This window comes from Novosphingobium sp. BL-S-34 (assembly GCF_056857015.1).
The window spans coordinates 561,604-574,191 of sequence record NZ_CM166472.1; the positions used below are offsets into that span (position 1 = coordinate 561,604).

Genomic DNA, 12,588 nt, shown 5'->3' on the forward strand with positions numbered 1-12,588 from the left:
ATTTCTTGTAAAGAGGTTCGCCCAGGAACCGATCCAGGAAAAAGGCGGCGGAGTTTCCTCCGCCGCCTCATCTTTGTCAGCGGTAGCAGACCTTGCGGACCGCCTCGACGATACGCGGCGTGTCGATCAACGCCGCCTTCTCGAGGTTGGCCGCATAAGGCAGCGGAACGTCTTCGTTGCAGACGCGGACCACCGGGGCGTCCAGGTCATCGAAGCCTTCTTCCATGCAGATCGCGGAGATTTCCGAAGCGATCGAGCAGACCGGGAAGCCTTCTTCGGCCACGACGATACGGTTCGTCTTGGCGAGACTTTCCAGCACGGTTTCCTTGTCCAGCGGACGCAGCGTGCGCAAGTCGATGACTTCCGCATCGATGCCTTCGCCGGCCAGCTGCTCGGCAGCTTCGAGCGCGAGCCCGACGCCGATCGAGTAGGACACGATCGTCACGTCCTTGCCTTCGCGCATGATGCGGGCCTTGCCGATCGGCAGGACATGCTCGTCAAGCTCGGGAAGCTCGAAAGTGCGGCCGTAGATCAGCTCGTTTTCGAGGAACACCACCGGATCGTCGCTGCGGATCGCTGCCTTGAGCAGACCCTTGGCGTCGTAGGCGTCATAAGGCGCGATCACGACGAGACCCGGCACGTTGGCGTACCACGGACCGTAGTTCTGCGAGTGCTGCGCGCCGACGCGGGCCGCGGCGCCGTTCGGGCCACGGAACACGATCGGGCAGCGCATCTGGCCACCGGACATGTAGTTGGTCTTGGCGGCCGAGTTGATGATGTGGTCGATCGCCTGCATGGCGAAGTTGAACGTCATGAACTCGATGACCGGACGCAGGCCGCCCATGGCGGCGCCCGTACCGATGCCGGCGAAACCATATTCGGTGATCGGGGTGTCGATCACGCGCTGCGGACCGAATTCCTCGAGCAGGCCCTGGGTCACCTTGTAGGCGCCCTGGTATTCGGCCACTTCCTCGCCCATCACGAAGACGCGCGGATCGCGGCGCATTTCCTCAGCCATCGCGTCGCGGAGCGCTTCGCGAACGGTCGAGGTCTTCATGTTGGTGCCGTGGGGGATCTCGGGATCCCGCTTGGCCGGTGCACGGGCCGGCGCCTCGGCCTTGGCCGCGCCGGATTCGGCAGCCGGAGCGGCTTCGGCGGCGGGAGCCGCTTCTGCTTGCGGAGCCGAAGCCTGGACGCTCGATGCGTCTTCGCCTTCACCGGCCAGCACGGCGATGACCGTGCCGACCTTCACGCCCTCGGTGCCTTCGGCCACGAGGATCTTGCCAACGGTACCTTCGTCGACGGCTTCGAATTCCATCGTCGCCTTGTCGGTCTCGATTTCGGCGAGGATGTCACCCGATTTGACTTCGTCGCCTTCCTTCACCAGCCAGCGGGCAAGCTTGCCCTCTTCCATCGTCGGAGAGAGCGCCGGCATCTTCAGTTCGATCGCCATCAGTAGCGCTCCACCAGGACGTCAGTATAGAGTTCAGAGAGTTCGGGCTCGGGAGAATTCTCCGCGAAGTCCGCCGACTCGGCGACTTGCGCGCGGACGCGCTTGTCGATTTCCTTGAGCGCGGCTTCGTCCACGCCAAGCGCGGTGAGATCCTGCTTCACATGCTCGATCGGATCGCGCTTCTCGCGCACGTCCTGCACTTCCTCGCGGCTACGATACTTGGCAGGGTCGGACATCGAGTGGCCGCGATAGCGGTAGGTGTTCAGCTCCATGAGCACCGGACCATTGCCGGCACGCACGTATTCGAGCGCCACTTCCGCAGCCTTGCGAACTTCGAGAACGTCCATGCCGTCCACCTGCATGCCCGGAATCCGGAACGCGGTGCCGCGGCGGTGGAAATGCGTCTCGGCCGAGCCGCGCTTCACGGCGGTGCCCATGGCATAGCCGTTGTTCTCGATCACGAAGATGATCGGCAGTTTCCAGAGAGCCGCCATGTTGAAGCTCTCGTAGACCTGGCCCTGGTTGGCCGCGCCGTCGCCGAAGTAGGCCATCGCGACGCCGCCGTCTTCGCGGTACTTGTGCGCGAAGGCGAGACCTGCACCCAGCGAGACCTGGGCGCCGACGATGCCGTGTCCGCCGTAGAACTTATGCTCCACGCTGAACATGTGCATCGAGCCGCCCTTGCCGCGGGAAATGCCCGCAGCACGGCCGGTCAGTTCGGCCATGATCACCTTCGGGTCGATACCGTAGGCAAGCATGTGGCCATGATCGCGATAGCCGGTGATGACCGAGTCGCGGTTGGAATCGAGCGCGGACTGAAGGCCCACGGCTACGGCTTCCTGGCCGATATAAAGGTGACAGAAACCGCCGATGAGGCCCAGGCCGTAAAGCTGGCCTGCGCGTTCCTCGAAGCGGCGGATGAGTACCATCTGCTCGTAGAGGTTGAGAAGCTCTTCTTTGTTCGGCGTGTAGCGCCGATCGGCCGCGAGTGCCTCCTGGAGGCTGTGCAGCGCGAAGTCTTCGTCCTGTGCCGATACTACGGCTGGCTCGGCGCCGGACCCGGCGTCAGTCTTGGCTTTGGGCAACGGGGCTCCCCATCGTTGGTGCGATTGATTTCGGGCCGCTTATAGGACCCCCTGCGGAAATCGAAAGCGCGATGAAGGAAATTTGCCGTAAGTGGCACAAAAATTATGGCCATCCGCAACAGAACGGCCACAATTGGACGGTTCCGTCCGCTTTCCATCACCGCGAACCGGGTCTTGGCCCGGCGCGGAACGGAATCACTTGTTGATGAGCATGACCATTTCGTCGGGCCGGGCAACGTTCAGATTGCTGCGCAGCAACTCACCGGCAAGATCGGGGTCGACATGGTTCTGGTCGAGCAGTCCCACACGGTTCTTGAGGTGATCGCGCGTGAGGCGCAAATCGGCCAGCTTGGCGTTGCGCTCTTCCAGCAGATGCTGATTCTCTGTCCAGGCGATCAGGCCGCTGGGACCCGCGATCACGAAAGCCCCCATCAGCAGGAGCAGCGCAAGCGCAATGCCCTGGACCAGGCGTTCCTTGGCAAGGCTGGCGTCCTGACGCATGATGGGAGAGCTGGACCTCATGAAAAGCGATAGAATCATAAGTGATTCCGCGTTGCAAGTTAAATTGATAACCGATTCGCCCGGTTTTCGAACAGGCCGCTTCATCGCCGGCTGTCGCAATACTGGGCATATTGGTGTTGATAACTCTGGGACAGGCTTTCGGCGCGTTCACGGGTGAACACAGCCCCCTCGAAAACGCGCTTCGAACGCGAGCTAATAGCGCGAGTCCGGAAGATGTTTCCAACCGCGCTCAAAATCCTCTAGGCGCTGCCCCATGCTGACGATCCGCGACATTACCGTCCGCCTTGGCGGGCGCACCATCCTCGACCAGGCCGCTGCCACCATCCCCAAGGATGGCAAGGTGGGCCTCATCGGCCGCAACGGCGCGGGCAAGTCCACGCTGGTAAAGGCCATCATCGGCGAACTGGAGCCCGATGGCGGCGCCGTGGAGATGCCGCGCCGGGCACGCCTCGGCTACATCGCCCAGGAAGCCCCTGCCGGTAACCGGACCGCGCTTCAGGCCGTGCTCGACGCCGATGTCGAGCGTACCGACCTGCTGGCCGAAGCCGAAACCTGCGCCGACCCGAACCGCCTTGGCGACCTCCACGACCGCCTGATCGCGATCGACGCCTATACCGCGGAAGCCCGCGCCGCGCGCATCCTGGTCGGCCTCGGCTTCGACGAGGAAATGCAGGGCCGCCCGCTCGACAGCTTCTCGGGCGGCTGGAAGATGCGCGTCGCCCTTGCCGGGCTGCTGTTCTCGCAGCCCGACGTGCTGCTGCTCGACGAACCGTCCAACCACCTCGACCTCGAAGCCACGCTCTGGCTGGAGAACTTCCTCCAGACTTATCCGCGCACCCTGATCGTCATCAGCCACGAGCGCGACCTGCTCAACAACGTGGTCGATCACATCCTGCACCTGCAGCAGGGCAAGCTGACGCTCTATCCGGGCACGTACGACAGCTTCGAGCGCATTCGCGCCGAGCGGGCCGCACAGGCCGCCGCCGCCCGCGCCAACCAGGACGCCCAGCGCAAGAAGCTGGCCGATTACGTCGCGCGCAATTCCGCTCGCGCCTCCACGGCGAAGCAGGCGCAGTCCCGCGCCAAGATGCTGGCGCGCATGCAGCCGATCGCGGCCATGGCCGAGGATTCGTCGCTCAGCTTCGACTTCCCCAGCCCGGACGAACTGCGCCCGCCGCTGGTGACGCTCGATCTCGCATCCGTAGGCTACGAGGCGGACAAGCCGATCTTGCGCCGCCTGAACTTACGCATCGATCCCGAGGACCGCATCGCCCTGCTCGGCCGCAACGGCAACGGCAAGACCACGCTGGCGCGCCTGCTCGCCCGTCAGCTGGAGCCGATGGAAGGCTCGCTCAGTTTCTCGCCCAAGATCCGCATCGGCTATTTCACGCAGTATCAGGTGGAAGAGCTGCCCTCCGGCTCGACACCGCTCGAACTGATGACCCGCGCCATGGTGGACAAGCCGCCGGTAGCGGTGCGCGGCCAGCTTGGCCGGTTCGGCTTCTCGGGCAACCGCGCGACGGCCGAGATCGCCACGCTGTCGGGCGGCGAGCGTGCCCGCCTCGCGCTGGCGCTGGTCACCCGCGAGGCGCCGCATATGCTCATCCTCGACGAACCGACGAACCACCTCGACGTCGACGCGCGCGAGGCGCTGGTCCAGGCGCTGAACGCCTTCGAAGGCGCGGTCATCCTGGTCAGCCACGACCGTCACATGGTCGAACTCGCGGCGGACCGGCTGGTGCTGGTCGACCAGGGCACGGCGGAGAACTACGACGGGTCGATGGAGGACTACATCGACTTCGTGCTGGGCCGTAACCAGCCCAAGTCGAATGGCGGCGACGGCAAGCCCGCCCGCAAATCGGGGGCCATCGCCCGCGAGGAACTGAAGGCGCTGCGCAAGAAGGTCTCCGAGACCGAAACCCGCATGAAGCGCATCCAGCAGCAGCTTGAAGCGCTCGACTCCGCCCTGGCCGATCCGTCCTCGATCAAGGGCGACCTGGCCAAGTTCAACATCGGCGAACTCGGCAAGCGCCGCACCCAGGCGGCAGAGGATCTGGAAGTGGCGGAGGCCGGATGGTTCGAAGCCAGCGAGGCCATGGACGAATACATGGGCGGCAACGCGTGAGCGTCGCTTTCCGGCGCGACGGCGACGAGGAGCACCTGGAGCCCAAGTTCGAGGTGCCGATCCCGCCCGGCCCCAATCTCGTGACGCGTGAGGGCATGGACCTGATCCATGCCCGGATCGCCGGGCTCGAGGCGCAGATCCCGACGCTGGCGGAGGAAACCGCCCTCAACACCGCGAAACGCGATCTGCGCTATTGGAAGAAGCGGCTGTCGACAGCGGCAGTCCAGCCTGCGCCCAGCGGAGAAAGGGCGATGTTCGGCCATCGCGTGCGCTTCGCGCTGAACGGCAAGCCGCGCGAGGTCCGCATCGTCGGGCATGACGAAGCCGAGCCCGCCAAGGGCGACCTCGCTTTCACGGCGCCGCTCGCCCGCGCCCTGCTGGGTGCCGAGGCGGGAGAATTCGTCGACTTCAACGGGCGGGAAGAAGCGATCGAGATTCTCGAACTCATGGCCTGACCCGCTTATCGCGCCCGGCGGCGCGGGACCGGCAGGACAGCGCCGGCACGAACCACGGAACCTGAAACGAAACACGGGGCCTTTGCGGGCCCCGTGTTCGTTGTTCAGCAGGCTGAAGGCGTCCTCAGTAGGACTTCTTCGGCTTCTTGTGGAACGGCTTGCCGCCGCCGCCCGGGCCACCGCGATCGTTGCGCGGGCCGCCGGTCGGACGGGGCTTGTGCCGGGGACCATCGAAACCGCCGCGTCCTTCGTCACGCGCATAGGGCTTGCGAGCGCGTCCCTGCGGACCTTCGCGGCGACGGTCGCGCGCGACGTCGCGCGGCGTGTCCGTGGCCACTTCGATGCGAATGGTGTTCTCCACGTCGCCGCTCTCGTCATGCGAGGTGCGTTCGACCGAACGGATGAACTGGTCCGCCATCGCCTTCGGGATTTGGAAGTGCGTCTGGTCCGCGCCGATGCGGATCTGGCCGACGGCATTGCGGGTAACGTGACCACGGCGGCAGAGCAGCGGCAGGATCCAGCGCGGATCGGCATTCTGCTGACGGCCCACGTCCATGGTGAACCACACCACGTCGTCGAAGCCCGGACGCTGACGCGCCTCGCGCGCTTCGGGGCTGTTGCCGATGAGTTCCTCGGGCTGCGGCATGGCGGCGCGGTGCGCGCGAACCAGTGCGGCGGCCAGATCCTCGGCGCTCACCTTCTCCAGGACTTCGCGGGCGATCTCGCGATCTTCCTCGTCAGCCTCGACCGGGGCGAGCAGCTTTTCCATCAGACGGCCGCGATCGGAAGCGCGGATGACTTCGGGGGTCGGCGCGGCAATCCACTCCGCCTCGATGCGCGCACCGCGCAGCATGCCTTCAACGCGGCGGCGGCGCGGGAACGGCACGACGATGACTGCGGTGCCCTTCTTGCCCGCACGGCCGGTACGGCCCGAACGGTGCTGCAGCGTTTCGGCGTCGCGCGGAATCTCGACGTGGATCACCAGCGTCAGCGAGGGCAGATCGATACCACGCGCGGCAACGTCAGTCGCGACGCAGACGCGGGCACGCTTGTCGCGCAGGGCCTGAAGCGCATTGTTGCGCTCGTTCTGCGAGTGCTCGCCCGAAAGCGCCACGGCCGAGAAGCCGCGCTCGGTCAGGGTCGAGTGCAGGTGCTTCACGTTGTCGCGCGTGGCGCAGAACAGGATCGCGGTTTCGGCATCGTGAAGACGCAGCAGGTTGACCACCACGTTCTCGACGTCGGCCGGGGCAACGGTGACGGCCTGATAGGCGATGTCGCCATGGCCGCGGTTCTCCGTCACGGTGGAGATGCGCAGCGCGTCGGTCTGGTAACGGCGGGCCAGGGCTTCGATCGGACGCGGCATGGTGGCCGAGAACAGCAGCGTGCGGCGGCTGGCCGGCGCGGCGTCGAGCAGTTCCTCGAGGTCTTCGCGGAAGCCCATGTCGAGCATTTCGTCCGCTTCGTCGAGCACGACGACGCGCAGAGCCGAGAGGTCGAGCTTGCCGCGTTCCAGGTGATCGCGCAGACGGCCCGGGGTGCCGACGACGATGGTGGCGCCGCGTTCGAGCTGCTTGCGTTCGCGCACGGGGTCCATGCCGCCGACGCACGTAACGATGCGGGCGCCGGTCGAGGCATAGAGCCACTCAAGCTCGCGGCTGACCTGCTGGGCCAGTTCGCGCGTCGGCGCGATGGCGAGCGCCAGCGGGGCCTCCGCATAAGGAATCGAGCCGTCCGCCAGCAGTTCGTCGCTCATGGCGATGCCGAAGGCGACGGTCTTGCCCGAGCCGGTCTGCGCCGACACCACCAGGTCGCGCCCACGCGCCTCGGCTTCGGCGACGGCGGCCTGGACCGGGGTCAGGTTCTCGTAGCCATGCGCGGTAAGCGCGTCGGCAAGAGGCTGGGGGAGCTGGGAAAATGTCATGCGTTTTGAATCTGTCCTGTGCCGCCGGCGCGGTCTGTATGAGTGAGCCTGGTGTGGAGTGTGCGACCCAACGGGCCCTGGTTGAGGCGCTCCATAGACAAAAAAGTCGGGTTTGGCGCGCACCAATTTCACAAAAGGCAACAATGGCCTTGCGCTAGCGCAGAATAATCGATCGCAGCCCCCCGGAAAACCCCCGAGCGTCACGGGATTTTCACGGAGCGGGTCTAGGCGCCGCGCGGGGTGAACGGAGCCGATGATGACCGAAAATACCCGCCAGAAGCGCCTCCTGGCTTCGATTCATGATGTCGGGCCGGCATCGGAACGGGCCGTCCTCCAGCTTGCCGACTTGTTCCAGCGCCGCCTGGGCGGACCCAGCTTCGCGATGCTGGTGGTGCCCAACCATTGGGGCCGCCACCCGCTGTCGGAAGACCGGGCCTTTCAACGCAGGCTGCGCGGCTGGGCGGAAGCCGGGATCGAGATGTTCGTCCACGGCTGGTATCACAAGGACGAGGCGCGCCATCGCGGCGCCGCGCAGTTCAAGGCCCGCCACATGACCGCCGGGGAAGGCGAATTCCTCGGCCTCGACGAAGCCACGGCCCTCTCCCGCATGCTCGATGGCAAGGCGCTGATCGAGGACGTGATCGGCCGCCCGACGGCGGGCTTCATCGCCCCGGCCTGGCTCTATGGCGAGGGCGCCCGGGCCGCGCTGCGCCAGGCAGGCCTGCCCATCGTCGAGGATCACTGGCGGGTCTGGGCCGCGGGCGACGGCAACGTGCTGGCGCGCGGTCCCGTGGTAACCTGGGCCAGCCGATCGGCGGCACGCACGGCCTCGTCCCTGGCCTTTGCCGCCCTCGCGCGGACCGCCTTGCCGCTGACGCGAACCGTGCGGATCGCCGCCCATCCCGGAGACGTCACCAAGCCCGCACTCCTGGCCAGCATCGACGCCACGCTGCGGCGCTTCACGGCTACGCATACTCCCTCAAGGTACCGGGATTTAGGCAGATTCATGGCACCGCAGTGACGCTTTCAAAGCAGTTTCACGTCTCGCCCATGACCATGCTTCCCCGCGTCACAAACCCGACATCTGGTCCCCATAGGAGCCTCCCCGCAAGGATAAGTTCGGCGGGGTCACCGCCGGTTGCTGCCCAAAGGCACACACGCCAGGCATCAAGGTCGCTTAGGGATTCGCATGAAGGACGCGCTCAGGATTGTCGTGCCCATCCACAGCCTCGATCCCGGTGGAGTCGAGCGCGTGGCCCTGGGGCTCGCAGCGCAGTGGCAGCAGGCCGGGCACGCGGTGACGATCGTCCTCGGACGCTCCGGCTGTAGCCACCTCGCAAGCGCACCGGCCCTCGATTACTGGCAGATCCCCTCGCGGGTTCCCACGGCCTCCTGGGAAACGCCCTGGATGGTCCACTGCCTTTACAGCTACCTGATCGCGCACCGCGCAGACGTCGTCTTCCTACCGGGCAATACATATGCCGTGGTCGGCGCGGCGATGAAGCTGCTGCTGGGCGATCACGCGCCGCCCATGACGCTCAAGGTCAGCAATGCGCTGCATCGTCCCGACATGCCCGCTTTCGTGCGGCGAGGCTACGGGATCTGGCTGCGCGCCCAGGGCCGCCTGTTCGATCGCCTGGTCGGACTGTCGGAACCGATGGCGCGGGAAATTCGCGAGACGACGGGCGCCGAGGCCGCGCGGGTCGATGTCATCGCCAATCCCATCCTGACCCGCGCCCGCCTGCGTGCGCTGGCGCGCAGCGAAAGGCGTCCCGGTTCGGTCTGGGGCACGCGCTACCTGACGGCTGGCCGCCTCGTGCCGCAGAAGAACCACGCCATGCTGCTGCGCGCCTTCGCCCATGCCGCGCGGCCTTCGGACAGCCTGACGATCGCCGGTGAAGGCCCCGAGCGCGGCGCCATCGAGCGGCTCGCCGCGGAACTGGGCATTGCCGACCGGGTGCGCCTGGCCGGTCACCTTGCCAGCATCGACCCGCTGATGGCCGAGGCCGACGCCTTCGTTCTCAGTTCCGATTACGAAGGGCTTCCCGGCGTCATCGTCGAGGCGCTTGCCGCCGGACTGCCGGTGCTGTCGACCGACTGCTGCGTCAGCATGGATTGCCTGGTCGAAGGCGGCCGCACCGGCTTGCTGGTGCCGCGCGGCGACGAACAAGCCTTTGCCGATGGCCTCGCCCGCATCCGCGACTTTGCAGGAGACCCCCAGCGGGCACGCGACATCGCCGCGCGATACGAAGTCGAGGAGGCGGCGCGCCGCTATCTCGACATGATGGCGCAAGTGCGCCGCGAACGCGAAAACCAGCGGCGACACCGGCTGGGGCTGAGTGCCTGGGCGACGCACTCACCCTGGCAGCGGTCGCTTTGACCCAGAACCCTTCGCGGAGAACTTCGTGACAGAAACCGCAGCCGTCCTGGCGCCCGATACGCCCGCCATCCAGCTCACCCCGCAGGATCGCAACCCGCGCCTCGGGCGCAATGCCCTGTTCTCGATCGCCCTGTCCCTTGCCGTGATCGCGGCGGTATTCCACGAGATGGGCGGGCTCGACATGCGCCGCCTCCTGGCCATGGTGCCCGAAAGCCCGGTGTTCTGGGCCGTCTTCGCGGCGAGCTACCTCGTGACGCCTGCCAGCGAGTGGCTGATCTTCCGCCGGCTCTGGGGCATTCCCGGCGCCGGGATGCTCGCGCTGCTGCGCAAGAAGGTCTACAACGAGCTGCTGCTGGGCTATCTCGGCGAAGCCTATTTCTACACCTGGGCACGGCGGCGGGTATCGCTGGACGCGGCGCCCTTCGGCGCGGTGAAGGACGTGGCGATTCTCTCGGCCATGGCCGGAAACGGCGTGACGATCGCCTTGCTGGCCGTGATGGTGCCGATCGTGGGCACCACCCGCCTCGGTCTCGACGCCAGTATGGTTACCCTCTCGCTCGGCGTGCTGGTGGTGGTCTCCGCCATCGCCATGGTCTTCCGCCGGCGAGTGTTCACCCTGCCCCGCGCCGAACTGGCCATGATCACCCAGATCCACCTCGGCCGCATCGCCCTGACCACCCTGTTCAACGCCATGCTCTGGCATCTCGTCCTGCCCGAGGTGCAACTGTCCTGGTGGCTGTTCCTGGCAACGCTGCGCCTGCTGGTATCGCGCCTGCCGCTGATCCCGAACAAGGACCTGCTTTTCGCGGGGGTCGCCGTCCTCGCTCTCGGCCGCGAGCAGGACATCGGCGCGCTGATGACGCTGATGGCCGGACTGATCCTGGCCGCGCACCTGCTGCTGGGCGGCATGCTGGCGATCAAGGACCTGACAGCGCCGGAACAGCCGGCATGAGCCCGCTGGCGATCACCCCTCTCCTCGCTGCCGCGCTGGTTCCTTCCACGCCGGACCTCGGCAAGGCCGAAGGTCTCTGCCGCGCGAACGAGAGCGGGCCGGCCTTCGTCGTCGAGCCGGTGGGCCTCAAGGATCGCACGGGCAAGCTGAAGCTGGAGGTCTATCCCGCGAACGAGAAGGACTTCCTGGCCGACGACAACCTGCTGGTAAGCACGGGCAAGGTCTTCCGCCGGGTGGAGGTACCCCTGCCTGTCAGCGGCACGCCGAGCCTCTGCATCCGCCTGCCCGGCCCCGGCACTTATGCCGTCAGCCTGCTTCACGACCGCGACAACGACCGCAAGTTCAACTGGAAGATCGACGGCATCGGTTTCGCCGGAAATCCGAAGCTGGGCTGGGGCAAACCAAGCGTCCGCAAGGCGAGCGCCACGGCGGGAAGCGGGCTCACCGCGCTCCGCATCGTCCTCAATTATCGCAGCGGGCTGGGAGTCGCCCCGCTCAGGCAAGGAACCTGACGGCATGAAGATCGTCGATGTCTGCGCGTTCTATTCGCCCCAGGGCGGCGGTGTACGCACCTATGTGGAGCAGAAACTGCGGATCGGCCCGATGCTGGGCCACGAGATCGTCATCCTCGCCCCCGGAGACGAGGACGCCGTGATCGAACGCGGAGCCGGTGCGCGCATCGTGACCGTGAAAAGCCCGCGCTTCCCGCTCGACCGGAAATATGGCTACTTCGCCGAGGCCGAACGGCTCCACGCGGCGCTGGATGCACTGGCCCCGGATTTCGTGGAGGCGACCTCACCCTGGCGGAGTGCCGGGCTGGTGGCGGACTGGCCGGGCGCGGCTCCGCGCAGCCTTGTCATGCATGCCGACCCGCTTTCCGCCTATGCCTATCGCTGGCTTGGCAACATCTTCTCGCGCCAGACGATCGACCGGCAGTTCTCCGTATTCTGGGAGCACTTGCGCCGCCACAGCCGCAAGTTCGATCATGTGGTCTGCGCCAACAGCGATCTTTCGCGCCGGCTCGACGAAGGCGGGGTCTCTCACACCGTCACCATCCCGATGGGCGTGGAAGCGGACTGCTTCTCGCCCGCTCATCGCGACCCGGCCTTGCGGGCACACCTGCTGGCAGACTGCGGCCTGCCCGAAAGCGCCGCGCTGCTGCTGGCAGTGGGACGCCTGGCGCCGGAGAAGCGCTGGCCGCTGGTGATCGACGCGGTGAGCATGGCCAGCCAGCAGAGCCCCATCGGTCTCGTCATGCTGGGCGAAGGCCGCGAACAGCGCGCGATCCTGAGGCACATCGCCGGAAATCCCCATGTCCGCCTCTTCGCGCCGGAACGCAACCGGGCCGCCTTCGCGCGAATCATGGCGAGCGCGGATGCTCTGGTCCATGGCTGCGAGGCGGAGACGTTCTGCATGACGGCTGCCGAAGCGCGGGCCAGCGGCATCCCCGTCATCGTGCCCGATGCCGGCGGGGCGGCCGACCATGCGGCAGGCGGCGCCGGACGGACTTACGCGGCGGCCGATTGCAATGCGGCGGCGGCGGCGATCCTGGACGTGGTGCGTACACGCCCCCGCCCCGCCGTGACGGCGCGGACCATGGAAGAGCACTTCCGCGAACTCTTCGCCGCTTACGCCCAGTGCCTCGTCCGGCAGCGCAGGGCTGCCTGAGAAGCCTGGCCTTCGCCGGGCAACCTG

Annotated in this window: 11 protein-coding genes; 7 read left to right on the forward strand and 4 right to left on the reverse strand. The window is 66.6% G+C overall.

The window, feature by feature from the left end:
• Window positions 1-76: 76 nt before the first annotated feature.
• The 3 genes from AC1VV3_RS02640 to AC1VV3_RS02650 all read right to left on the reverse strand — a co-directional run bounded on the left by AC1VV3_RS02640 (window position 77) and on the right by AC1VV3_RS02650 (window position 3,060).
• A complete protein-coding gene (locus AC1VV3_RS02640; protein WP_132262826.1) occupies window positions 77-1,453 on the reverse strand; it encodes a pyruvate dehydrogenase complex E1 component subunit beta in 1,377 nt (458 codons plus the stop codon).
• Window positions 1,453-2,538: a pyruvate dehydrogenase (acetyl-transferring) E1 component subunit alpha gene (gene pdhA / locus AC1VV3_RS02645; RefSeq protein WP_431568578.1), complete on the reverse strand. Its 1,086-nt coding sequence runs from the start codon at window positions 2,536-2,538 to the stop codon at window positions 1,453-1,455. Before pdhA ends, AC1VV3_RS02640 begins: the two co-directional genes overlap by 1 nt.
• A gap of 195 nt (window positions 2,539-2,733) precedes the next feature.
• Complete coding sequence (locus AC1VV3_RS02650; RefSeq protein ID WP_132262830.1) at window positions 2,734-3,060, reverse strand: FtsB family cell division protein; 327 nt, start codon at window positions 3,058-3,060, stop codon at window positions 2,734-2,736.
• A 253-nt stretch (window positions 3,061-3,313) separates the two neighbouring features.
• Between AC1VV3_RS02650 and AC1VV3_RS02655 the strand changes: the two genes are divergently transcribed.
• Together AC1VV3_RS02655 and AC1VV3_RS02660 are read left to right on the forward strand one after the other, a co-directional pair.
• On the forward strand, window positions 3,314-5,185 hold the full coding sequence (locus AC1VV3_RS02655) for an ATP-binding cassette domain-containing protein (RefSeq protein WP_314465325.1): 1,872 nt from the start codon (window positions 3,314-3,316) through the stop codon (window positions 5,183-5,185).
• The gene (locus tag AC1VV3_RS02660; protein ID WP_431568577.1) at window positions 5,182-5,640 is read left to right on the forward strand and encodes a GreA/GreB family elongation factor; all 459 of its coding nucleotides are present in this window, start codon (window positions 5,182-5,184) and stop codon (window positions 5,638-5,640) included. The genes AC1VV3_RS02655 and AC1VV3_RS02660 overlap by 4 nt, the downstream gene beginning before the upstream one ends.
• A gap of 124 nt (window positions 5,641-5,764) precedes the next feature.
• Here AC1VV3_RS02660 and AC1VV3_RS02665 read toward each other — a convergent pair whose 3' ends face one another.
• Window positions 5,765-7,561 (reverse strand): DEAD/DEAH box helicase, encoded by a 1,797-nt coding sequence (locus tag AC1VV3_RS02665; RefSeq protein ID WP_134092922.1) that lies wholly within the window; start codon window positions 7,559-7,561, stop codon window positions 5,765-5,767.
• 253 nt (window positions 7,562-7,814) lie between these two features.
• Between AC1VV3_RS02665 and AC1VV3_RS02670 the strand changes: the two genes are divergently transcribed.
• The 5 genes from AC1VV3_RS02670 (at window position 7,815) to AC1VV3_RS02690 (ending at window position 12,561) form a co-directional block, all read left to right on the forward strand.
• Window positions 7,815-8,582 (forward strand): DUF2334 domain-containing protein, encoded by a 768-nt coding sequence (locus tag AC1VV3_RS02670; RefSeq protein ID WP_431568576.1) that lies wholly within the window; start codon window positions 7,815-7,817, stop codon window positions 8,580-8,582.
• A gap of 168 nt (window positions 8,583-8,750) precedes the next feature.
• Window positions 8,751-9,941 (forward strand): glycosyltransferase, encoded by a 1,191-nt coding sequence (locus AC1VV3_RS02675; protein WP_431568575.1) that lies wholly within the window; start codon window positions 8,751-8,753, stop codon window positions 9,939-9,941.
• 25 nt (window positions 9,942-9,966) lie between these two features.
• Window positions 9,967-10,893: a hypothetical protein gene (locus AC1VV3_RS02680; RefSeq protein ID WP_132262841.1), complete on the forward strand. Its 927-nt coding sequence runs from the start codon at window positions 9,967-9,969 to the stop codon at window positions 10,891-10,893.
• Window positions 10,890-11,405 (forward strand): DUF2141 domain-containing protein, encoded by a 516-nt coding sequence (locus tag AC1VV3_RS02685; RefSeq protein ID WP_431568574.1) that lies wholly within the window; start codon window positions 10,890-10,892, stop codon window positions 11,403-11,405. Before AC1VV3_RS02680 ends, AC1VV3_RS02685 begins: the two co-directional genes overlap by 4 nt.
• A 4-nt stretch (window positions 11,406-11,409) precedes the next feature.
• Entirely contained in the window at window positions 11,410-12,561 is a 1,152-nt protein-coding gene (locus tag AC1VV3_RS02690) for a glycosyltransferase (RefSeq protein ID WP_431568573.1), read from the forward strand.
• The last annotated feature ends 27 nt before the right edge of the window (window positions 12,562-12,588 follow it).